The organism is Rhodoferax sp. GW821-FHT09E07, assembly GCF_059416145.1.
This window is the reverse complement of sequence record NZ_JBWKOP010000004.1, coordinates 1-21,159: the sequence shown is the minus strand read 5'-3', so window position 1 is coordinate 21,159 and position 21,159 is coordinate 1. Positions and strand designations below refer to the sequence as shown.

Sequence of the window (21,159 nt, the reverse complement as noted above, 5' to 3'; positions counted from 1 at the left end):
GATAGCAGCGGAGCAGTTCTCTGCTCCGCGCGAAACTTGCTTTTTTTGGTCATAGAAGAGTTCATATCTTTTCGTGGAGCTTGCGTGCATATCTCGCCATTGGCAATTGACGACGCGATGTATCTGTCGTGGAAAAACCCAAGGAGCGGTTTGATCAAAGCGGTGTTCTTCGACTACGACGGTGTTTTAACAACCGACAAGACCGGCTCACTTACAACAACCCGGTATCTGAGCAAAGCTACAAACATTGACCTGACGGTGTTAAAGATTGCGTTTGGTAGGTACAACAGAGATTTGACCCTCGGCAAGACCACGCACATCAAGGTTTGGCACAAGATCTGCAGCGCTTTGGGACAAGAGCTAGATATTCGATTGCTCTTCGAATCATTTGAGAGTACGCCTGTGAATACAGCGATGTTCTCTCTTGCTCGAAAGCTAAAAGAAAGAACGCTGGTTGGAATCATTACTGACAACAAGAAGGACAGGATCGATTGCCTTAAAAGAAGCCAAAAATTGGAATCTCTTTTCAGCCCTATAGTTGTCTCAGCTGAGGTCGGTGTAGACAAAAGAGGCGATGAGATATTCTTGCATGCACTAAGACTTGCTGGTGTAAGAGCCGACGAAGCAGTCTTTATTGACAATAGCAGGGAGAATCTTATCGTGCCAGCCGCTCTAGGAATTAAGACGGTATTTCACGACGATGAGAAAAATGACGTCGAAGCCTTGTCTCGGAACCTAAGAACATTTGGACTGCTCTCAACCTAGATCTAGCCAATCCATGGTTTTATGTGTATTCCGGTTGACCTAACTGTGTAGACCTGTTGCAGATTGCGCCGCTGCTTTCGAGAATTGGTTGCCTCCAATTGCGGTCAACCATGTAGAGAGCCTGTCGGCAGAGGGATCGTGCTTGCTGGAGTTCGCTCGCTTTGCATATGCGGGTTCCGTCTCATCGGATCGCTGGTGCTTCTTTACAGTGTTGCGAGCTATGTCTGTACGCCTGGAAATCTCGCTGATGGACATGCTTTCTCGCAATGCCCAACGCCTGATGCCATTCAATTTTGTCACGTCTATCACTCCTAAATTCTCCCTGCTTCAGAAAACTGGCAGGGTAGGTCCTGCGTGGGTCCGATTTCCGCGGAAATCAACAACCAGTGGTCTGACGGGGCAGCTCAAACACGTCAAATCTAGGGAAAACCCTGAAATTGAATTGCATTCAAACTGGTACGATGGATCTACCAGTTGACCACTTGTCTGACAAATTTCAAATATGGAACTCATTGATCGAATCCCGGGAGAGCATGGCCGCGTTAGCAAGCGCACGGTCAAGGATCAGATCAGCGACAAGCTCGCCTACATGATCCACTCAGGATTGCTGCGCGCTGGAGATGAGTTGCCTTCGGAGCGCACACTCGCCACAACATTAGAGGTCTCGCGGGAAACGGTAAGAGCTGCGATTGGTGTCTTGCATGCTCGCCGGATGGTGGAGGTGAGCCAAGGCGCACGAACCAAGGTGGTTGGGCCCGGTCTGCTTCCAATGCATGAGTCGGTCAGTACTTTGGGGAATCTCAAAGATCGCAGTTTCGAAGAAGTTGCCGAGGCGCGTGCTGCGGTGGAACTCCAGGTGATATGGCTCTCCGCCCAGAGGATTACAGACAACGAGCTTGCGCGCTTATCGTCTTTGGTCAAAGAGCAAGAACTAATGCTGAAGGATCCTGTGGGATTCCAAATCTCAGACCGCGAATTTCATACCACTCTCTACAAGAGCTGCGGAAATTCTCTGCTCGTAGATGTTGTCTCCGACTTCTACGACTATGCACTTGAGTACCGCCGCAGAGCGTTGCAACGGCCAGGAGCAATTAAACACAGCGTTCAAGACCACAAAGAGATCGTTGAGGCGCTGAAAACGCGCAGTCCCGATGCAGCCGTGGCGGCGATGCGTGGCCATCTGGATCAGGTTCAGAAGACGACCATGAAGGAAATGGCGAGCTGACAATGAACTGCGCAGAAATATTTGACGATCGGGCCCGAGCTTTGGTGCCAGTTAACGCCCAATTAGAAAGGCTTGCCTCCGGCGCGGCCTGGAGTGAAGGGCCAGTGTGGATGTATGAGGATCAGAGTGTCCTATGGAGCGATATTCCCAACAACCGGATGCTGCGGTGGCACCCCACGGAAGGGCTGTCGGTATGGCGAGATCACGTCGAATACACCAACGGCCACTACCGTGAGGCTGATGGATCACTGCTGCATTGCTCTCATGGGCATAGGGCCATTATCCGAACCCGCTCACCGGTTGGGCCTGGCAAAGCGGTCGATGAAGTGGTGGTGGATCGTTTCAATGGGCGACGCCTGAATTCCCCCAATGATGTGGTCGTAAAACGTGACGGCAGCATTTGGTTTAGCGACCCGCCCTACGGCATTGCGTCTGACCATGAAGGGCATCAGGCAGATTCTGAGTTGGGAGACAACTACGTGTTTCGGTTTGAACCGAGCAGTGGCGTGCTTTCAATTGCAACGGACTTTGTAGAAGAACCCAATGGTTTGGCGTTCTCACCAGATGAGTCGGTCCTCTATGTCTCTGACACCTCTGCAGCGTTGCGCGAGGATGGCGGCGGCAATCACCACATCGTTCGCTTCGACGTGGTTAATGGGAAAGAACTGCGCAATCCAGACGTGTTGGTGGAGATTTCACCGGGTTTTTCGGACGGTTTTCGCCTGGATCGCCAGGGTTGGATATTCACCAGCAGTGCCGATGGCGTGCAGGTGATCCATCCCGATGGAACGCTACTCGCCAAACTCCATGTTCCCGAAAAGGTCGGCAATCTGACGTTTGGTGGATCCACGCGCAACGAACTTTATATCTGCGCTAGCACTTCTTTGTATCGCATCCACTTGAACACAAGTGGTATTCAAACTCCCTGAGGAATTTTATGGCCCGAGATACCCTGTTGTTGGTCGAAAAATGTTCGCACTGCTTTAGCTGGTACGACATTGCCAGTGGAGAGCGGCTGCGTTCTGTGCAGCTCCCCAATTTTCCGCACGAATTTGTCACTGACCGTGCGGAGCGCTACGCCTATGTGGGCCACTACGGTGTTGAGACGTCCGGTCATGTTGGCGAAGGAGGCCATTCCCTGCTCCAGATCGATATTCGTTCGTCTGAACTGGTACGGTCTATAGACCTGTCGCCCTTCAATCGCATTCATGGATTGCAGATGGATGATCAGGACAGGCTGTATGCATTGAGTGAAGAGAAGTCCACGCTGCTGGTGTTGGAGCAGCCAGCGACAGATACCGCCGCACGCAGAGCAGTTCCCTCCGGCGGCATCAAGAGTCACCTTTTTGCACTCACGCAAGACGGCCAGACGGCGTTCTGCATGAACTTGCTGAGCCACACGGTAACGAAGGTCAAACCTTGGGATCCCCTATTTGCACCGGTAGCCTGTCATCCAGGGCAAAAGCCAGAGGGCTACTGTCTGAGTGCGGACGAGAAAACGCTGTTTGTGAGCAATCGCTGGAGCAACACACTCAGTGCCATCGATACCGACACCATGGCGGTCCGCTACTCCACGCCATCGCGCGAGGACGTGACCCGCATCTACCGATCGACAGATGGGCGCCTATTTACCAGCAACTACGGCGACAGAAGTATTTCGGTCGTTGACCCGAAGACGCTGCAAGAGACTGCGTATTTGAAGCTCGATGGTAGAGCTATTGCGTTGACATTTCACCCCTCCCAGCCAATTGCCTTCATCTCCCTTGATTCCGATCGTGTGGCTGTTCTGGACATCAACAGCTTGAAGATTCTGCGGTTCATCGCCACGCAGAAGGAACCTGATGTCTCGAAGGTCGTGGTGCTGTGATGGCCAAGATTCTGGAGTTTCAAGCGCTGAACAAACGATTTGGGGGTACTCAAGCGGTCAGCAACATTTCCTTCGATGTACGCGAGGGGGAAATCCTCGCCTTGTTAGGTGAGAACGGAGCAGGAAAATCAACGCTCATCAAATTGCTCGCCGGCATCTACCCTTCAGACAGTGGTGAGATTCTGTTTGACGGACGGCCTCAATCTCGCTGGAGAAGCAACGACCGATCCAAGCAACCCGTCGCTTTCATTCACCAGGACCTGGGGTTGGTGGAATGGATGACTGTGACCGAGAACGTGGCTTTGGGAATGGGCTACGCCAAGAAATTTGGATTGATTGACTGGAAGGCCGCCGACGAACGGGCTCGGCGCGTGATGCAGCGTGTGGGATGCAACATTGATCCCAGCCGTCGAATTTTCTCGCTGACACGTGCCGAGAAATCTTTGTTGGCTATTGGCCGGGCGCTTGAGGTGCAAGCGAAGGTGCTCGTGCTGGATGAGCCGTCGGCCAGTCTGCCCATGTCTGACGTTGAACGGCTCTTTGGTGTGCTGCGAGAACTGCGCCAGCAGGGCATGGCCATGATCTATGTGTCCCATCGTCTGGACGAGGTGATGGCCATCTCGGACCGCGCAGCGGTGATGCGAGACGGCAAGTTGGTCGACATCAAGGAAACAGCCACAACCGATACCAATGAACTGGTTCAACTGATTGTTGGCAAATCGTTGTCCAAGTCTGTGCGTAAGGCCCAATCGGACGGCACTGGCGCTGCCGTTCTTGAAATGGAGAACGCGGCCAGCGGCAATGCGGGCCCCTTGAGCTTCTCCATCCACAAGGGCGAGGTTGTCGGTTTGATCGGTCTGCGCGGCGCGGGGCACGAAGCGATCAGTCGCGCGATGTTCGGGCGCGAACCTCTCTCGGCCGGAAGGATGAAGTTATCCGGTAAGCATGTCATTTTCAAGACCAGCGCTGACGCCATTGCGGCGGGCATTGCATATGTCGCAAGTGAGCGTCTCGACGAGAACCTGGCTCCTGCCATGAGTGTGTTGGAGAACCTCTTTCCCAACCCAACGCTCACTGGCGAGAGGGGGTTGGCGTTTGACAGGCGCAAGCGCGAGGCGGCCCATGCCATGCGCCTCATCAAACTGTTTGATGTGAACCCGCCTGCACCCATGGCGGAGGCCCAGCAACTCTCTGGTGGTAACCAGCAAAAGGTGGTCTTGGCCCGATGGTTCAACCTGGACAAGGACTTGGTCGTCCTGGAAGAGCCCACCGCTGGAGTGGACGTTGGTGCCAAGCGTCAAATCTACGAAATTCTTCGGGAGCACGCCGACAGGGGGACTGCGATTGCCGTGGTGTCGACTGACTTTGAGGAGGTTGCCACGGTATGCACGCGTGTGCTCGTTTTCAGAAATGGCTTGATTGCCGCAGAGCTCAAAGGCGATTCCATCACAGTGGAAAGTTTACTGACGTTGGCCGCAGGTGGATCTGCGCAGAGTAGTGAGCACGAGATTACAGAAATGGAGACAGAAAAATGACAACCTCAATTCAATCCACCGCGCTAGAGCCGGACAACGCTTTGGACGGTGACGCAGCCACTCTGGTGCAGCGATTTACGCGTGCCATGCCTGTCTATGGCTTGGTCGTTTTGACCGTTCTTCTGGCAGCAATTTTCTCTGTGATGTTGCCGGAGACGTTTCCCACGCTCTTCAACCTTCGAGCCATTTTGGCGGACAAGTCCGTCATTGCAATCCTGGCCCTTGCTGCGACGATTCCGATGATCACCGGGAAGATCGACCTTACGGTCGGATATGGGATCGTGCTGTGGCACATCCTGGCCATTAGTTTGCAAACCAAATTTGGCGTGCCGTGGCCTGTTGCCGTGTCGATTGTCATTGTTTGTGCAGGGCTGTTTGGCGTGTTGAATGGGCTGCTAGTGGAGATGGCCCAAATCGACTCCTTTATCGCAACCCTCGGCACGGGAACCGTTGTCTACGCCGTAGCGATGTGGCACAGCGGTGGCCGGCAGGTTGTGGGTGAGCTGCCCGAAGGGTTCGTCGATATCGCGGGTGGCAACTTCCTGGGTTTGCCGATTGGCGCCTTCTACGTGCTGGCCGTAAGTGTTGTGATATGGCTAGTCACTGAGTTCACCCCACTGGGCCGGGCGTTGTATGTGATTGGAGCGAACCCCAAGGCCGCACAGCTCAATGGCATTGCAGTGCGCAAGCACGTGATGGGAGCGTTTGTTGCATCAGGTGCACTTTCTGGTTTTGCAGGCGTATTGCTGGCATCCCGATTGCAGATTGGTCAGGCAAGCGTGGGTCTGGAGTTCTTGCTTCCCGCTTTGGTTGGCGCATTTTTGGGTTCCACCACGATTCGTCCCGGTCGTGTCAACGTGTGGGGCACTCTCGTCGGTGTTGCCATCCTGGCCATTGGCATCTCCGGCATTCAACAGTTCGGCGGAGCATTCTTTGTTGAGCCTTTGTTCAATGGCTTGACATTGCTGGTGTCGATTGGCATTGCCGGCTGGGCACAGCAGCGCCGCAACCAATCCATCAAACGGCGTATCGCAGAACGCCAACTCAATGACGCGGCTCCCGCCGCTGTCCCCAGTTCCCCCTCCGCCGCTGGGTAAGCGGCATTCACTTTCCCTTGAAACAAAGACTATTTTGGAGACAACAATGAAAAGACTCAATGTCCGCCTTGGATCGATTGCGATTGCACTGATCGCCGCCAGTTTCGCCAGCCACGTTATGGCCGACGATTTCCTGGATGCCGCAAAGAAAAAAGTCGAAGTGGCCACCATGTCCAAGAATGTGTGGGATGGACCTACAACAGGCCCCAAAGCTTCCGTTGGCAAGACCATCGTATTCGTCGCTGCAGATTTGAAAAATGGCGGCATCTTGGGCGTTTCCAAAGGCGTTGAAGAAGCCGCGGCCGCCATTGGCTGGAGTGTTCGCGTTCTCGATGGCCAAGGTTCTGTCAGCGCGCGTACGGCGGCATTGAATCAAGCACTTGCCTTGAAGCCCGCCGGCATTGTGGTTGGGGGTTTTGACACCACAGAACAAAAAACGGCATTTGAAAATGCGTCTAAAGCGGGTATCCCGCTGGTGGGATGGCATTCTGGAGAAAAACCCGGTCCCAACACGGCGGCCGGCTTGTTCACCAACGTTACAACCACGGCAGATGACGTGTCTGAAGTCGCCGCACTGTCTGCTGTAGCGGATTCTGGTGGCAAGGCAGGTGTGGTGATTTTCACCGACTCACAGTACGCCATTGCGGTCTACAAAGCCCGTGCCATGGAAGCGGTGATCAAAAAGTGCGGTGGATGTACCGTTCTGAGTTTTGAGGACAGCCCTATTGCGGAGAGCTCTACCCGCATGCCGCAATTGACCACTTCGCTGCTGCAGCGCTTTGGCGACAAGTGGACACACTCCCTTGCGATCAACGATTTGTACTTTGATTTCATGGGCAGCTCCCTCGCTGCGGCGGGCAAGAAAGGCGACGGTGCTCCCAAAGCGGTTTCGGCAGGCGACGGTTCTGAGGCTGCGTACCAACGCATTCGCAGCAAACGTTATCAAGCCGGCACAGTGCCTGAGCCGCTCAATATGCAGGGCTGGCAGATTGTGGATGAGTTGAACCGTGCGTTCAACAAGGTGAACTGGTCCGGATATATCCCCAAAGTGCATTTGGTGACTGCTGAGAACGTCGGTAAAGACGGTGGTCCTAAGAACTTGTTCGATCCGGACAACGGCTATCGCAACGAATACAAAAAAATCTGGGCGAAGTAACCCAGGCGGGCTGCAGCGCGCCCGGTTGCAGCCCGATTTTCTAACTCACAAGAAGACTGATATGACAGAAACCGCTCTCAAACCCGTAGTCGCCGTGACATTGGGGGATCCCGCTGGCATTGGCCCTGAATTGGTGGCCAAGCTGCTCTCCCGTGCAGATTTAATGCGCCTGGCCAACGTCGTATTGGTGGGTGACAGGTGGCTTTGGGAAGAGGGGCAGGCCATCGCTTGTATCAAGGTTCCAACTGCGCCTGTGGTTGACTTCTCGGAGGTGCGTGACCGGACCATACTGTCCGTACCCGCATTTTTGGAGATGAACACGGTCCAAGCCTCGCAGGTGACGAGGTCCCAGCCAGGCGCTGCTGCAGGCGCGTCGGTGTTGTCTGTGCTGGACCGCTGCATGGACGCGACCTTGGCAGGCCACATCGATGCGATCACGTTCGCGCCTCTGAACAAGCACTCCATGAAACTGGGGGGGCTCAAGCATGAAGATGAGCTGCATCACTTTGCAGAACACCTGGGCGTCAAAAGCTATTTCTGTGAATTCAACACGCTAAACGGCTTGTGGACTTCGCGAATCTCTTCGCATGTCCCTCTCAAGGACGTTCCCAAATACCTGGACAAACAGCGCATCGTCGATGCCGCTTCATTGATCTACAAATCGCTACAACGGAACGGCAATCACACGCCCCGTGTTGCAGTTGCCGGATTCAACCCCCACAACGGGGATGGCGGGACATGCGGACGCGAGGAAATCGACATCATCGCGCCGGCTGTCGCTGCGCTCGCAGACATGGGCATCCCTGTGCAAGGTCCATTTCCTGCCGACACCATTTTCCTCAAAGCGCGGGATGGTGAGCTGGATGCAATCGTGACGATGTACCACGACCAAGGGCAGATCGCGATCAAGTTAATGGGGTTCTCGCAAGGCGTAACGGTTCAGGGTGGTCTACCGATACCCATTACGACTCCTGCGCACGGTACTGCATTTGATATCTCTGGCAGGGGCAAAGCCAGCGTAGACGCCACGGCCAATGCTTTCAAGATCGCCTGTCGCATGGGCCTGGCTCGCCTGCAAGAGCAGGTCGCAGCCTAAAGCGCTCCCAATCTTTTCAACTTTCAATCAGGGTTCTCATGAAAATCAAATCTGTACGTGCACGCGTTTATGAATGGAAGGGCAAGACCGTTCCTCCCCAAGGAAATTTCTGTTCCAACGCCATGGATCTGGTGTACGACAACAAAGCGAACCAGCATGCGGCTGGGGCTGACACCATGAACACATTCCGCTTTCACTGCTGGACAGTCGTGGAGGTGGAGACAGACGACGGCATTGTGGGTTTGGGCAATGTGGCCCTGGCGCCTCGCATTGCAAAGGCCATCATCGACGAATACCTGACGCCTCTTGTGATCGGGCAGGACCCCTGGGATTACGAATACCTTAACCAGCGCATGTACCGCGCAACCCAGGCTTGGGGGCGCAAAGGCGTGGGGATGGCGGCGATTTCTGCCATCGATATTGCCATATGGGACATCCTGGGCAAATCTGTGGGCAAGCCTGTTTTCAAGCTGTTGGGGGGGCGTACCAAGGAGAAAATTCCTTGCTACTACAGCAAGCTGTACCGCACCGACTTGAAGGAAATGCAGGCAGAAGCGCAGAAGTTCAAAGACCAGGGCTTCAAGGCGTTCAAGATGCGCTTTGGCTATGGTCCAGCCCATGGTCAATTGGGCGTGGCTGAAAACCTGAAGTCCATAGAGGCGGTGCGCGAAGTCATCGGGTATGACAACGACCTGATGCTGGAGTGCTACATGGGTTGGAATGTGGAATACGCCAAGCGAATTCTTCCCAAGCTGGAGAAGTACCAGCCCCGTTGGCTGGAAGAACCAGTGATCGCCGACGACATCGATGGATATGCTGAACTGAACCAGCTCACCAGCATTCCGATCTCCGGCGGTGAGCACGAATTCAGCCTGTATGGTTTCAAGCAGTTGCTGGATCGCAAGGCTGTGTCCGTCGTGCAATACGACACCAACCGGGTGGGCGGTATCACGATGGCGCACAAGATCAATGCGTTATGCGAGGCCTACAGCGTGCCGGTTATCCCGCACGCAGGGCAAATGCACAACTACCACCTCACGATGAGCAGTTTGAACTGCCCGATCAGCGAGTACTTCCCGATCTTTGATGTTGAGGTCGGAAATGAACTGTTCTATTACATCTTTGATGGGGATCCTGCGGCGGAGAACGGGTTCCTGCAATTGGATGACAACAAGCCCGGACTCGGTTTGACGCTGAAAACGGAGTACCTGGAACACTTCACCATCACGGAGTAACGCCATGAGCAAACTATGGTTTCGTTTGTGTGTCCTGCTGCTGGCCATGGGAACAGTCCACGCAAATGATGTGTCCCCTCACAACGTCGGTGACGCTTTGTCCACGGAAGATGCACGGGTTCTGCTGAGCAGATATGCCAGCCGGCCGCAGCAGCCTTGGCGCGAGCCGGACCCCGCCAAGATTCCAGCGGGCCCGGAGGGGGACGCGATACGTGAAGGTATCGACCTGATGCTGCATACATCGCAGCGTGTGGGCAACCGTGCGCCCGATGAAAGCAAGCGCCTGAACTGGAACAGTTTGAACTGCGTCAACTGTCACCAGGCAGGGCCATCGGGTTTGCCCGGCACCAAGAAGTTCGCGCTTGCGCTTGTGAATGCCGTGAACGACTATCCGCGCTTTGACACCAAATCGGGAAAAATTATCTCGCTGGAGCAGCGTGCACTGGGCATGTTCGGTTCAGCGCCTGTGAAGATGTCGGTAGACAAGCCGGAGTTCCAGGCCATCATGGCCTACTTGCGGTGGCTGAACTCTGAGGCACTGCCAGACCGTGCCATGGAGGGGGTGGGCCTTCTTCCCATGAAGCCCATCGCACGTGCCGCAGATCCTGTGCGTGGCAAAGTGCTTTATGCAAGCAAGTGCCAGAGTTGCCATGGCGCCGATGCAACCGGACAACGCAAACCCGACTTTGATACAGGCGGCGGCTATCTCTTCCCCCCCTTGGCCGGTAACGACACCTACGACAACGCGGGGCATATGTTTGCCATTCCACTGTTGGCCAGGTACATACGCGCGTCAATGCCTTTTGGAACGCAGGCAGACAGGCCTCAGTTGACGCCAGCACAAGCACTGGACATTGCTGCATACATCAACGACGACAGCACCCCGCGTGGTCAAAACCCCAACCGCGTCAAGCTGTACACCGATGCTGCGCTACGCCCACAAGGTTTTGCAATTCCTGAGCATTTTGTAGACCAGCCCAAGGCGTACAAGCGTGCCAAGTTTGGGCCATTCAAAAACGTCAATGAAAACTACTGAGGCGCAGATGATTTCCCATTCCATGCCTCGCTACCGAGGTGTATATCCTGTCGTTCCCACCACCTTCACCGAGTCCGGTGAGCTGGACCTGGAGAGTCAAAAGCGATGCGTTGACTTCATGATCGATGCGGGATCGACCGGGCTCTGCATTCTAGCCAACTTCTCAGAGCAGTTCGTGCTTTCCGATTCTGAGAGGGAAGTGCTGACATTCACCATCCTGGAACATGTCAAGGGGCGCGTGCCGGTCATCGTGACAACTACCCACTTTGGTACGCAGATTTGCGCCCAGCGCAGCAAGCGAGCCCGAGATGCTGGTGCAGCCATGGTGATGGTGATGCCGCCGTACCACGGTGCCACGATCCGCGTCCCGGAGGAGCAGATCTATGAGTTCTATGCGCGTCTTTCCGACGCCATTGACATTCCCATCATGATCCAGGACGCTCCTGTGAGTGGCACTCCGTTGTCAGTAGCGTTTTTGGCACGCATGGCCCGAGAGATTGAAAACGTCGCGTATTTCAAGATTGAAACCGCTGGCGCTGCATCCAAGTTGCGTGAGCTGATTCGACTGGGTGGGGCTGCGATTGAAGGACCGTGGGATGGCGAGGAGGCCATCACCCTTTTGCCTGATCTCCACGCAGGCGCTACAGGAGCCATGACGGGTGGCGCATTTCCGGACGGTATTCGCCAGATCATGGATGCCTGGGTCGCTGGCGAGGTTGAGGCTGCCACGCAAGCGTATCAGCGTTGGCTCCCTCTCATTAACTATGAGAACCGCCAGGGGGGCATTCTCACGGCCAAAGCGCTAATGAAAGCGGGCGGGGTCATTGCGTCCGAGGCTCCACGCCATCCATTTCCATCCATGCACCCAGAGGTTCGCCGCGGCCTTTTGGACACGGCCAAGCGCTTGGACCCCTTGGTGCTGCGTTGGGCTCGGTGAATCAAAACACCGTCAAAACAACCACAAAGTAAAGAGCTCCATGACTATCTTCAAAAATTACATCAACGGTGAATGGGTCGCGGGAGGCACGACGAGCCGGAATCTCAACCCCAGCAATTTGTCCGATCTGATCGGAGAGTTCACCCAAGGGGATGCGGACGATGTGAATGTTGCGGTCGCAGCAGCCCTTGCGGCCTTTCCTGCGTGGAGCCATGGCGGTATCCAGGCGCGCTCAGATGCGCTCGACAAAATCGGCAGTGAAATCTTGGCACGCAAAGAAGAGTTGGGAACGTTGCTTGCGCGCGAAGAAGGCAAGACCAAGCCAGAAGGTATTGGAGAGGTGACCAGGGCAGGGCATATCTTCAAGTTCTTTGCGGGTGAGTGCCTTCGTTTGGCTGGCGAGACGCTGCCCTCTGTTCGTCCCCATATCGGCGTTGAAATGACCAGAGAGCCTGTGGGTGTTGTCGGGCTGATCACGCCATGGAACTTCCCCATCGCCATCCCTGCCTGGAAAGTGGCCCCAGCATTGGCGTTCGGCAACTGCGTAGTCCTGAAACCCGCGGACCAGGTGCCTGGCTGTGCTTGGGCACTCGCAGAGATCATTTCCCGTTCGGGCTTGCCTGCCGGAGTCTTCAATTTGGTAATGGGTCCTGGGCGGGTCATTGGAGACGCACTGGTCAATCACCCGGATGTGTCGGCGATCAGCTTTACGGGCTCAGTGGGGGTGGGAAGCCGTATTGCGCAGACTTGCGCACAAAACCTCAAAAAAGTGCAACTGGAAATGGGGGGCAAGAACCCCCAAGTCATTCTGGACGATGCGGACTTGGCACAAGCAGTGGAGCTCAGCGTTCAAAGCAGCTTCTATTCGACCGGACAGCGATGTACGGCCTCTAGCCGATTGATTGTTACCGACAAGATTTACCCCAGCTTTGTTGAGGCGATGCAGACGCGTATGGAGCGGATCCAAGTCGGTGATGCTTGCGAGGCTGGCACCGATATCGGCCCCGTGGTGTCGCAGGCGCAGTTGGAGCAGGATCTCTCTTACATCGAGATCGGCAAGGCAGAGGGCGCAAGGCTGGTGCTGGGTGGACAACGCCTCCAGAGAGCGACAGAGGGCTATTTTCTGGCCCCCGCGCTCTTTGCGGAAAGCACCAACTCCATGCGGATCAATCGTGAAGAAATCTTTGGCCCTGTGGCAAGCGTCATCCGCGTGAAAGATTACGAAGAGGCGTTGGCGGTCTCGAATGACACACCATTCGGTTTGTCGGCAGGCATTGCGACTACATCGCTCAAGTACGCAACGCACTTCAAACGTCACGCTCAGGTGGGCATGGTCATGGTCAATTTGCCCACCGCGGGGGTCGACTACCACGTGCCCTTCGGCGGACGAAAAGGAAGCAGCTACGGCCCCCGAGAGCAAGGTGCCTACGCTCGTGAGTTCTACACCACGGTGAAGACTTCCTATGTTCTGGCCTGACCGTTCATTCGAGGAATGAATACCTGACGTATCCGAGTCAATCTTCACAAGGAATTGGAACCATGCATATGTCCATTGCCAAGAGACTTGCCCTTGCGTTTGGCACGGTGCTGTTTTTTTTCTTTTCCTTTGCAGCCGTGACTGCCTACGAAATTGCGCAGGTGTCCAAGGCTTCCGCCCGTCTTTTGAAAACTAACTCTTTGACGCAGAAGCTGGGCGCGTTGGAGAAAGAGGTTCGGCAGAACTCGGTGCGCTCCATCGCCATTGGCTTCTCCGACGGCAGTACTGTGCTGGGGCTATTCCAGCAGGATCTGGCCAGTTCGGCGCAAAAGATCGATGAGCATCTGGGTGCCGTCGCCGCGGAGGGAATCTCTGTGGAGTTGGCGCCTGAGTTCAAGGCCTACGGGATGCTCGTCGAGGTTTGGGGGAGTCTGCAGAAAGACATGCTCAAACTCCGCTCTGAGGGGGACGTAGGGGCCGCAAGAGAGATGTTGCAGAGCAAGTTCCTGGACGTCGTGAACCAGTTGAATCTCAAGTCGCAACGGCTCATTGAGATGCAAGCAGAGGAGGCACGGCAGGCCAATGACAGCTTGAACCAGGGCTTTCAACGCCTATACCTTTCAGGTGGAATTATTTTGCTCCTTGGCGTATTGGTTTCGCTGTTGACCAGTATCCGTGTTGCGCGGTATGTGGTTCGCGGGCTTTTGCAAGTCAAGCATTGCGTCAGTCGCATTGGGACCGGTGATTTGACCTCGACGGTGGTATCCAACGGTCACGACGAGGTGGCGGAAATCTTGAAGGAAGTGGGGCTCATGCAGGAGAAACTGATTGCCATTGTGACAACAGTGCAATCGGGTGCGGGACACGTGGCTCTGGCTTCCGCTGAAATCGCACAAGGCAATCTGAGCTTGTCCAACCGTACGGAGAGTCAGGCCGCGACCGTTCAGGAGGCGTCTTCTTCAATCGAGGATCTCAAGGTCACGGTGTCGAACAATGTGAAGAGCTCTGTGGAAGCCACAGCCTTGGCAAAACAGGCGAATCAGCAGGCCGAAATTGGCCGTGCAATCGCCAATCAGATGGTCAAAACGATGGCTAGCATCGATGAGTCGTCGAAGAAGATCTCCGATATCACGGGGTTGATCGATTCCATTGCATTTCAAACCAACATATTGGCCCTGAATGCTGCCGTGGAAGCCGCGCGGGCAGGGGAGAACGGGCGTGGGTTTGCGGTGGTCGCCTCGGAAGTTCGTTCTCTGGCTGGCAAAAGCGCGGATGCGGCCAAGGGCATACGTGTGCTCATTGACGACAGTACTTTGCGCGTCAATTCAGGTAATGCACAAATTGCGAAGGTGGGCGAGGCAGTCCAACTCATTTCGCAATCCATTGGCTCTCTCGATGCGCTGATTTCAGAGATCAATGCGGGCGGTGCCAGTCAGAACAGAGATGTGAATCAGGTATGGGATTCCATCAAGTTCTTGGAATCGTTCACACAAGAGAACGCAGCGTTGGTGGAGGAAATGGCCTCTGCTGCGGCCAGCACTGGCAAGCAGGCGGCGGACCTCCTGCAAGTCGCCAACGTCTTTCAATTGTCCAGACCGGCACTTGCTGTCTGAGGACAGCCGTCTGCCAAGACTGATCTTTCCTCAGTACGAGGACTCCATTGGAGCGTTATGAAATTTCCTGCGTCAAAAATTTTATTGGCCCCATGGGTTGTCTTGGTTCTTGGCATTTCGGCGCAGCAGGTTCATGCGCAGGCGGCGTCTGCCAATATTGGGGTTCTTCGAGACCAGTACACCCGGCACGTTGAACGGCGTGTTCTGGGTGCGCTAGCCCGAAAGAAGATATGGGATGGCCCAACTACGGGGCCCATCGCCAATCAGGGCAAGACCGTGATCTACATTGCCGCTGACCTGCGCAATGGAGGGGTGTCCGGGGTTGCCCATGGATTCAACGAAGCTTGTCAGGTGGTAGGTTGGCGCTGCCAGGTTTTGGATGGCCAGGGGTCCATTGAAATGAGAACCTTGGCATTCCAGAAAGCCTTGAAGGCCGATGTGGATGGCGTCGTTCTAGGGGGCTTTGACGCAAATGAACAGTCCATTGCGCTGAAGGAAGCCAATAGAAAAAAAATACCGGTGGTCGGTTGGCATTCCGGTAGCACGGCGACCGGTGCGCCGGAGCTTTTTTACAACGTGGCGACCAACTCGCAGGACGTAGCTGAGACAACGGCTTTGTATGCAGTGTTGGAATCCCGGGGGAACGCGGGCGTTGTCATCATGACGGATTCCACGTACTCCATCGCATTGGCAAAGTCAGACGCGATGGCCCGCGTCGTGAAGAACTGCCGCGGCTGTACGTTGCTGGGTATTGAAAACATACCTATGGCAAACGCGGCGCAGCTTATGCCGCCGCTGACGGCAGGGCTCATGCAGAAATATGGTTCGCAATGGACCCATACGCTCGCTATCAATGATGTTTATTTTGACTTTATGAAGCCAACGCTGGAGGCGGCCAGTTTTCGGCCCATGAACCTGTCAGCAGGCGATGGTTCTACCTCTGCGTATGAACGTATCCGTACCTACCAATTCCAAGCCGGCACTGTGCCGGAGCCGCTGAATCTGCAGGGCTGGCAAATTGTGGATGAACTCAACCGCGCCATGTCCGGGAAGCCACCCAGTGGATACAACACCCCGGTACACTTGGTAACACCCCAGACGATTCTGTTTGATGGGGGTCAGAACAACAATTTTGATCCAGACAACGGCTATCGAACTGAATACAGACGGATTTGGGGCAAGCGCTAGGGGCCTGAGTTGGGAAGCGCTGTTGATTTCCACTTAACCCTAATCCAATGGTGATGTGGATACAAACTTGGACTGTTTATATGTGGAAATCCCCGTGTCCACTCCACGCCCGGATCAAGCTTTGCCGCAAGTCTGAACACGACTTTGAATATCAAGGCCCTATAACTGTGCATTTTCGTTCCCTAAGCAATTGATTTTTATAGGAACGTTTTGGGTCTAATTGTGGTGATGTCTGTTGAATTGCGTTGAAGCTTGACCCGAGGGGGGCGGACAAAATCTTGGACTACCTGGAGGTAGTTCATGTATTCACCTTGCAAACAAGAGGCAGACACCATTGACGCTGGCTTCCAAGCGCCAGATGCAGAGGAAGACGTTAAACGTAGAAAGTAGGGCCTTGCTGCGCAGCAGCATAGATTCCGGAGTTTTCGTTCGGATTCTGGCTGCCGTGTTGGAATTAAAGATCCAGTCTTACCAAGTAGGCTGATTGAGTTGATTCGTTCTTGTTGTGACTCGCAGTGGGCCGGGTTTCAGTGGAAATCAACAGGCTGAAGTAGTTGTTCGACTATGTCAGTCTCAAATGCATCTTAATTCCGCAGCTCTTGACATATGCAATTGCCGCTTCACGCGACATATAGAAGTTTGCTTGAACGACTTGGCAAGGGCGATGCGCCTCGTCGAAAATATCAATCCCTCCGGCAAGCAGTTTCTTCTGCAAGATTGCCATGTGCCCTGCTTGGCAGTCCCACTGCTGTGCTCTTCTGTTTGCGATAAAAACTGGACTGACGATGTAGGGTCTCCAATCCAGACGGTTTGGTAGTAATGCATAGGCTTTGTTGAACTGATTGACCTCCACTTCCGTCATCTGCCCATGCAATTCCGGCAAATCACTTAGCAGCGGGGTTATGTCCAGGCGATCTTGCTCAGTCAGTTTGGACGGCATCTCAAAGTCCGGTGCAACATGAGCTCGCGTCACCAGTTTTTCAATAATGCAATCGATACCACGCGCTGTTTCCAGCGTGGGGTAAGTTGCTTTCGCGATGATTCGCAACAACTCTCCACAGTGGATGGCTTCGCCAGGAGGCAGTGCTATTTGGATGAGGTGCTTGGTCGGCCCTTTTGATGCCATTGACTCACTCATCTGTTTGCTATCGAGGTGCAGTTTCGATTGCTGAGCCCCGGCTCGGACTGTTGGAGTATGGTGTGTGTGTTTTGCCGCAGCTGCTGCTCGTGATTTTCCCGTGGCGCGCACCTTCTTAGGCATTGCCCCATCCTTGGGCTGGGCCGCAGAGATCTTTAGCCATTGATCCACTGCCTCCGAGTCCCATCCCACAGAACCACTGCCCAAGCGTATCTTCTTGGGGAAGTCGGGGTCGTAGTACTTGGAGTCCTCCTTGATGCGCTCCCAGAGCGTGCTTTCGGCCAAACCTACGTACTCGGCCAATTCTTTCATCCGCAGGATGCGCTTTGTCATGGGAGATTCCTTGTGAGGGAGGTGTCGTCAGACTGATAGTTACTTCAATGTACTGCAGCCTTAGGCAGATTTCTGATGCAAGGGTTTGACCACGGCATCAGGTTTAACTGTCGAGCAGTGGACTCCCCATTCAGCCATCAGAGCTGTACGTTTGGCGAATTGTGTGCCCCGCTGGTAGGCACGCTCCACTGCGTCAGGCAGCTGGTGAGCCAGCGCCTGCTCCGCCAGAAAATGGAAAAAGCCCATGTAAATCATGGGCTTTTTTTCGTCTATCGGTTTCGACTGTCGAATGGGCTATTTCTTTGGGCAGCTCTTGCTTTGCAACTTCGGACGCGATCTGAAACAGGCCTACAATACGAATCATTCTTATTAGTAGAGGGCTTATGAAAAAGCAAATCGCACTGGCCATCTTGTCTTTGGCAGCACTGCAAGCGTTCGCCGCATCTGATGAATTTACATTGACGATCAAAAATCATGCATTTGAACCGAAGGAACTCAAAGTCCCTGCTGGAAAGAAGATAAAAGTCTTGGTCGTCAACGAAGACGCGACACCTGCCGAATTTGAAAGCAAACCGCTTGGACGTGAAAAAGTCGTCCCAGGCAAGGCCAAAGTCTCGATCAATCTTGGGCCTCTCAAACCCGGTCGCTATGGGTTTGTCGAGGAATATCACGAAACAGAAGCCGCAGCCCAGGGCACGATCGTCGCAGAATAACTGCATGAGATAACGCCATGTTTGCTGCCGCCATCATTGTGTTCCGTGAGTCACTCGAAGCTTCCCTGATCATCAGCATCATGATGGCCGCTACGCGGGGCATCCCCTCGCGGGGGCGGTGGGTATGGGGTGGTGTTTTGCTGGGTATTCTGGGGTCCGTAGTGGTTGCCTCCAGCATGGAAATGATTGCCAACCTTGCCGATGGTGTTGGACAAGAACTTTTCAATGTCGCCATCTTGATTGCAGCCATTGGCATGCTGGCTTGGCACAACATCTGGATGTCCGTGCATGGCAAAGAGCTGGCACAGCAAATTTCCAAGGCGGCGCGTGCCGTCACTGATGGTCAGCGTGAGCGTTCTGTGATCTTGCTGGTCGTTGCCCTTGCTGTACTGCGCGAGGGATCGGAAACGGTCCTATTCCTCTACGGTGTTGCCACCGGTGGAGAGAGCGGTGTTCGCGATACATTGATGGGAGGCTTTATAGGCTTGGCCTTAGGGGCCGTGGTCGCTGCGCTCTTGTACGCAGGATTGCTTCGTATCCCCGTGCGTTGGTTTTTTACTGTCACCAGTGCATTGGTTTTGTTGCTTGCGGCCAGCATGGCATCGCAAGCTGCACGCTTGCTGATACAGGCTGATCTGCTCCCCAGCTTGGCCATGCCATTGTGGGACACCTCTGGACTTCTCTCCCAAAATACCGCAGTGGGAACCATCCTTCATGGGTTGGTCGGCTATGAAGCGCAGCCAGCCGGCATGCAGGTGCTCGCCTATGTGTTGGTTCTTGCGACCATTGCGACCGCTATGCGACTGGTCTCAAGGCGGATGCGGCCTGCTCAGTAGCCGATAGACTCGCACTGCCTTCGAAAGAGGATCAGTCGGAGGAGCCCAGATTCGCCTCCATGGCGAAGGTGTCCCGGCCCGCAGCCTTGGCGCGGTAAAGCGATCGGTCTGCTTTCTCAATCAAGGCCTCGGCAGAGATGTCTTCTGCTTTGTTGACCGCAATACCAATGCTGGTCGTTACAACGATCTCAATGCCCGCAACGTGTACAGGGCGTCTTACGGTTTCAAGCACCTTGCTGGCAACAACCTCTGCTTCCTGACTCGTGGTTACATCTTCCACAATAATGACGAACTCGTCTCCAGCCAAGCGTGCAGCCATGTCGGAGATCCTCAGGGCTGATCGGATACGGGTCGCAAACTCGCAAAGCACTTGGTCGCCAGCGCCGTGACCCAGAGAGTCGTTGATGGACTTGAAGTGGTCGATATCCAGGAACATCAAAGCCATGGTGCTTCCCGTTCGACGACTGCGTGCTATCGCCTTCTGTAGCTTGTCTTCAAAATGTCGACGGTTGGGGAGCCCGGTGAGGGAGTCAATGCGGACCAAATGTCGTAGTTCCAGTTCAATATCCTTGAGTTCTGTAACGTCGGTACTGAGCGCAAAGATTCCATGGATGGAGCCGTCTGCCCAAACATCGGGAATATAGGTCGTCTGCAAGTAACGCCGTTTTCCGTTGAACACGGATTCAACTTCAAACTCCACACGCTCGCCACGCATGGCACGGAGGATCGGTTCACGGCGTTGTTCGTACAGCGTGTCTCCGATGACCTCCTTTAGTGCTCTTCCTATCGCCCACTTCAGGTCCACCCCCAGCCATTCGCCAAACGTTGCATTGAGAAACCCCAGGCGCTCTTGCGTGTCGACGTAGTAGATAAGGACTGGGAGGTTGTCCGCCACGGCGCGTAATTGCCGTTCACTGGCCGCAAGCCGCGTTTGTGCCAAGTGTTGCTCTGTACGGTCCAGCATCATCCCAAAAATGCCATGAACCTGGCCTTGGGCATCCATGTTGGGAACGTAGTGAATCAACAGGTTGGGAGGGGAATTGGCAACCTTGCTGACCAGTTCGAAGGAAACATGCTTACCCGCCATCGCCTCGGCCATTCGCGGTTGCACCTGCGCGAAGGACTTCTCTCCGAACACCTCCTTCACCGTTTTACCTTCAGGGGACTCTGCCAGTGAGTACCAGGTCTGGTAGTTGTTGTTGGTGAATGTGTAGCGATAGTCTGTATCGATGTGGGAAATCAGGATCGGCAGGTTGTTGGCAATGGTGCGGAGACTCTGCTCGCTTTGTTGCAAGGCGCGCTCAACGGCTTTGCGCTCTGTGATGTCGTAGTTGGTGCCCAGCACACGGGTCGCATTTCCTTGTGCATCTCGGGGGTGCGGATAAAAACTTGGACTGGATTTATGCCGTGAGTCCAAGGCTCTCTCGGTATTCGATGGGACTGAGAGAGCCCAGAGAGATCTTGATCCGCTTCTCGTTGTACCAGCGGATGTAGGAATCAACCACCTCAATGAACTGATCAACGGTGGTGCCCTTCCAGTCCCGAGGATAGAACAGTTCGGTCTTCAGTCGACCGAAGAAGCCTTCGCATGCCGCGTTGTCAGGAGAGCAGGCTTTGCGCGACATCGATCGAGTGAGGTTCGCATCACTCATTCTTGATAGCCAGCCTGGCCAGCGGTAGTGGCCACCACGATCTGAATGGACCACAGGCCGGTCGGTGGTTTCTGCCACCGTCTCGATGGCAGCATCCAGCATCGTGTTGACGAGCTCCGCGTCTGGGCTGGTTCCAATAGTCCAGCTCACCACCATCCCGTCGAAGCAATCGATCATGGGTGACAGGTACACCTTGCCCGCAGGGATCTGGAATTCTGTAATGTCCGTGAGCCACTTCTCGTTGGGCACCGCAGCCTGGA

At 54.7% G+C, this 21,159-nt stretch carries 20 protein-coding genes; 16 read left to right on the top strand and 4 right to left on the bottom strand.

Going from position 1 to position 21,159, the window contains the following annotated elements:
• Window positions 1-84 precede the first annotated feature (84 nt).
• The 14 genes from AC07OE_RS08360 (at window position 85) to AC07OE_RS08295 (ending at window position 16,227) form a co-directional block, all read left to right on the top strand.
• Window positions 85-765, top strand: a complete 681-nt coding sequence (locus tag AC07OE_RS08360; protein WP_495070109.1) for an HAD family hydrolase — start codon at window positions 85-87, stop codon at window positions 763-765.
• 502 nt (window positions 766-1,267) lie between these two features.
• Window positions 1,268-1,990 carry a FadR/GntR family transcriptional regulator gene (locus AC07OE_RS08355; protein WP_495070108.1) on the top strand — a complete coding sequence of 241 codons (723 nt, stop codon included), beginning with the start codon at window positions 1,268-1,270 and terminating at the stop codon, window positions 1,988-1,990.
• A 2-nt stretch (window positions 1,991-1,992) separates the two neighbouring features.
• Complete coding sequence (locus AC07OE_RS08350; RefSeq protein ID WP_495070107.1) at window positions 1,993-2,919, top strand: SMP-30/gluconolactonase/LRE family protein; 927 nt, start codon at window positions 1,993-1,995, stop codon at window positions 2,917-2,919.
• A gap of 8 nt (window positions 2,920-2,927) precedes the next feature.
• Complete coding sequence (locus AC07OE_RS08345; protein WP_495070106.1) at window positions 2,928-3,857, top strand: YncE family protein; 930 nt, start codon at window positions 2,928-2,930, stop codon at window positions 3,855-3,857.
• A complete protein-coding gene (locus AC07OE_RS08340) occupies window positions 3,857-5,392 on the top strand; it encodes a sugar ABC transporter ATP-binding protein (protein ID WP_495070105.1) in 1,536 nt (511 codons plus the stop codon). Before AC07OE_RS08345 ends, AC07OE_RS08340 begins: the two co-directional genes overlap by 1 nt.
• Complete coding sequence (locus AC07OE_RS08335; protein WP_495070104.1) at window positions 5,389-6,489, top strand: ABC transporter permease; 1,101 nt, start codon at window positions 5,389-5,391, stop codon at window positions 6,487-6,489. Before AC07OE_RS08340 ends, AC07OE_RS08335 begins: the two co-directional genes overlap by 4 nt.
• 46 nt (window positions 6,490-6,535) lie before the next feature.
• Window positions 6,536-7,645 carry an ABC transporter substrate-binding protein gene (locus AC07OE_RS08330; protein ID WP_495070103.1) on the top strand — a complete coding sequence of 370 codons (1,110 nt, stop codon included), beginning with the start codon at window positions 6,536-6,538 and terminating at the stop codon, window positions 7,643-7,645.
• Between the two features lie 61 nt (window positions 7,646-7,706).
• Complete coding sequence (locus AC07OE_RS08325) at window positions 7,707-8,741, top strand: 4-hydroxythreonine-4-phosphate dehydrogenase PdxA (RefSeq protein ID WP_495070102.1); 1,035 nt, start codon at window positions 7,707-7,709, stop codon at window positions 8,739-8,741.
• A gap of 38 nt (window positions 8,742-8,779) precedes the next feature.
• A complete protein-coding gene (locus tag AC07OE_RS08320) occupies window positions 8,780-9,976 on the top strand; it encodes an L-rhamnonate dehydratase (RefSeq protein WP_495070101.1) in 1,197 nt (398 codons plus the stop codon).
• 4 nt (window positions 9,977-9,980) lie between these two features.
• On the top strand, window positions 9,981-11,012 hold the full coding sequence (locus AC07OE_RS08315; RefSeq protein WP_495070100.1) for a c-type cytochrome: 1,032 nt from the start codon (window positions 9,981-9,983) through the stop codon (window positions 11,010-11,012).
• A gap of 22 nt (window positions 11,013-11,034) precedes the next feature.
• Window positions 11,035-11,949 carry a dihydrodipicolinate synthase family protein gene (locus AC07OE_RS08310; protein WP_495070099.1) on the top strand — a complete coding sequence of 305 codons (915 nt, stop codon included), beginning with the start codon at window positions 11,035-11,037 and terminating at the stop codon, window positions 11,947-11,949.
• Window positions 11,950-11,989: 40 nt separating this feature from the next.
• Window positions 11,990-13,426 carry an aldehyde dehydrogenase family protein gene (locus AC07OE_RS08305; protein WP_495070098.1) on the top strand — a complete coding sequence of 479 codons (1,437 nt, stop codon included), beginning with the start codon at window positions 11,990-11,992 and terminating at the stop codon, window positions 13,424-13,426.
• 62 nt (window positions 13,427-13,488) lie between these two features.
• A complete protein-coding gene (locus AC07OE_RS08300) occupies window positions 13,489-15,039 on the top strand; it encodes a methyl-accepting chemotaxis protein (protein ID WP_495070097.1) in 1,551 nt (516 codons plus the stop codon).
• A 57-nt stretch (window positions 15,040-15,096) separates the two neighbouring features.
• Window positions 15,097-16,227 (top strand): substrate-binding domain-containing protein, encoded by a 1,131-nt coding sequence (locus AC07OE_RS08295; RefSeq protein ID WP_495070096.1) that lies wholly within the window; start codon window positions 15,097-15,099, stop codon window positions 16,225-16,227.
• A gap of 562 nt (window positions 16,228-16,789) precedes the next feature.
• Here AC07OE_RS08295 and AC07OE_RS08290 read toward each other — a convergent pair.
• Both AC07OE_RS08290 and AC07OE_RS08285 read right to left on the bottom strand, forming a co-directional pair.
• On the bottom strand, window positions 16,790-17,698 hold the full coding sequence (locus AC07OE_RS08290; protein ID WP_495070095.1) for a helix-turn-helix transcriptional regulator: 909 nt from the start codon (window positions 17,696-17,698) through the stop codon (window positions 16,790-16,792).
• Between the two features lie 60 nt (window positions 17,699-17,758).
• Window positions 17,759-17,953, bottom strand: a complete 195-nt coding sequence (locus tag AC07OE_RS08285; RefSeq protein ID WP_495070094.1) for a hypothetical protein — start codon at window positions 17,951-17,953, stop codon at window positions 17,759-17,761.
• 128 nt (window positions 17,954-18,081) lie between these two features.
• On the opposite strand from AC07OE_RS08285, the gene AC07OE_RS08280 reads away from it, so the two are divergent.
• Both AC07OE_RS08280 and AC07OE_RS08275 read left to right on the top strand, forming a co-directional pair.
• Window positions 18,082-18,411 (top strand): cupredoxin domain-containing protein, encoded by a 330-nt coding sequence (locus AC07OE_RS08280; RefSeq protein ID WP_495070093.1) that lies wholly within the window; start codon window positions 18,082-18,084, stop codon window positions 18,409-18,411.
• A gap of 17 nt (window positions 18,412-18,428) precedes the next feature.
• Window positions 18,429-19,247, top strand: a complete 819-nt coding sequence (locus tag AC07OE_RS08275; protein WP_495070092.1) for an FTR1 family iron permease — start codon at window positions 18,429-18,431, stop codon at window positions 19,245-19,247.
• A 31-nt stretch (window positions 19,248-19,278) separates the two neighbouring features.
• On the opposite strand, the gene AC07OE_RS08270 is transcribed toward AC07OE_RS08275, so the two are convergent.
• Window positions 19,279-20,592, bottom strand: coding sequence for a diguanylate cyclase domain-containing protein (locus tag AC07OE_RS08270; protein ID WP_495070091.1), 1,314 nt, complete (start codon window positions 20,590-20,592; stop codon window positions 19,279-19,281).
• A gap of 55 nt (window positions 20,593-20,647) precedes the next feature.
• A partial coding sequence (locus AC07OE_RS08265; RefSeq protein ID WP_495070090.1) for an IS3 family transposase occupies window positions 20,648-21,159 on the bottom strand: 512 nt, incomplete at its 5' end.

Excerpts from the sequence above, each read along its gene's own strand:
- AC07OE_RS08325 (WP_495070102.1), top strand. The coding sequence starts at position 7,707 with ATGACAGAAACCGCTCTCAAACCCGTAGTCGCCGTGACATTGGGGGAT.
- AC07OE_RS08330 (WP_495070103.1), top strand. The coding sequence starts at position 6,536 with ATGAAAAGACTCAATGTCCGCCTTGGATCGATTGCGATTGCACTGATC.
- AC07OE_RS08355 (WP_495070108.1), top strand. The coding sequence starts at position 1,268 with ATGGAACTCATTGATCGAATCCCGGGAGAGCATGGCCGCGTTAGCAAG.
- AC07OE_RS08295 (WP_495070096.1), top strand. The coding sequence starts at position 15,097 with ATGAAATTTCCTGCGTCAAAAATTTTATTGGCCCCATGGGTTGTCTTG.
- AC07OE_RS08305 (WP_495070098.1), top strand. The coding sequence starts at position 11,990 with ATGACTATCTTCAAAAATTACATCAACGGTGAATGGGTCGCGGGAGGC.
- AC07OE_RS08290 (WP_495070095.1), bottom strand. The coding sequence starts at position 17,698 with ATGACAAAGCGCATCCTGCGGATGAAAGAATTGGCCGAGTACGTAGGT.
- AC07OE_RS08285 (WP_495070094.1), bottom strand. The coding sequence starts at position 17,953 with ATGATTTACATGGGCTTTTTCCATTTTCTGGCGGAGCAGGCGCTGGCT.
- AC07OE_RS08315 (WP_495070100.1), top strand. The coding sequence starts at position 9,981 with ATGAGCAAACTATGGTTTCGTTTGTGTGTCCTGCTGCTGGCCATGGGA.
- AC07OE_RS08350 (WP_495070107.1), top strand. The coding sequence starts at position 1,993 with ATGAACTGCGCAGAAATATTTGACGATCGGGCCCGAGCTTTGGTGCCA.
- AC07OE_RS08340 (WP_495070105.1), top strand. The coding sequence starts at position 3,857 with ATGGCCAAGATTCTGGAGTTTCAAGCGCTGAACAAACGATTTGGGGGT.
- AC07OE_RS08275 (WP_495070092.1), top strand. The coding sequence starts at position 18,429 with ATGTTTGCTGCCGCCATCATTGTGTTCCGTGAGTCACTCGAAGCTTCC.
- AC07OE_RS08280 (WP_495070093.1), top strand. The coding sequence starts at position 18,082 with ATGAAAAAGCAAATCGCACTGGCCATCTTGTCTTTGGCAGCACTGCAA.
- AC07OE_RS08300 (WP_495070097.1), top strand. The coding sequence starts at position 13,489 with ATGCATATGTCCATTGCCAAGAGACTTGCCCTTGCGTTTGGCACGGTG.
- AC07OE_RS08320 (WP_495070101.1), top strand. The coding sequence starts at position 8,780 with ATGAAAATCAAATCTGTACGTGCACGCGTTTATGAATGGAAGGGCAAG.
- AC07OE_RS08310 (WP_495070099.1), top strand. The coding sequence starts at position 11,035 with ATGCCTCGCTACCGAGGTGTATATCCTGTCGTTCCCACCACCTTCACC.
- AC07OE_RS08345 (WP_495070106.1), top strand. The coding sequence starts at position 2,928 with ATGGCCCGAGATACCCTGTTGTTGGTCGAAAAATGTTCGCACTGCTTT.
- AC07OE_RS08335 (WP_495070104.1), top strand. The coding sequence starts at position 5,389 with ATGACAACCTCAATTCAATCCACCGCGCTAGAGCCGGACAACGCTTTG.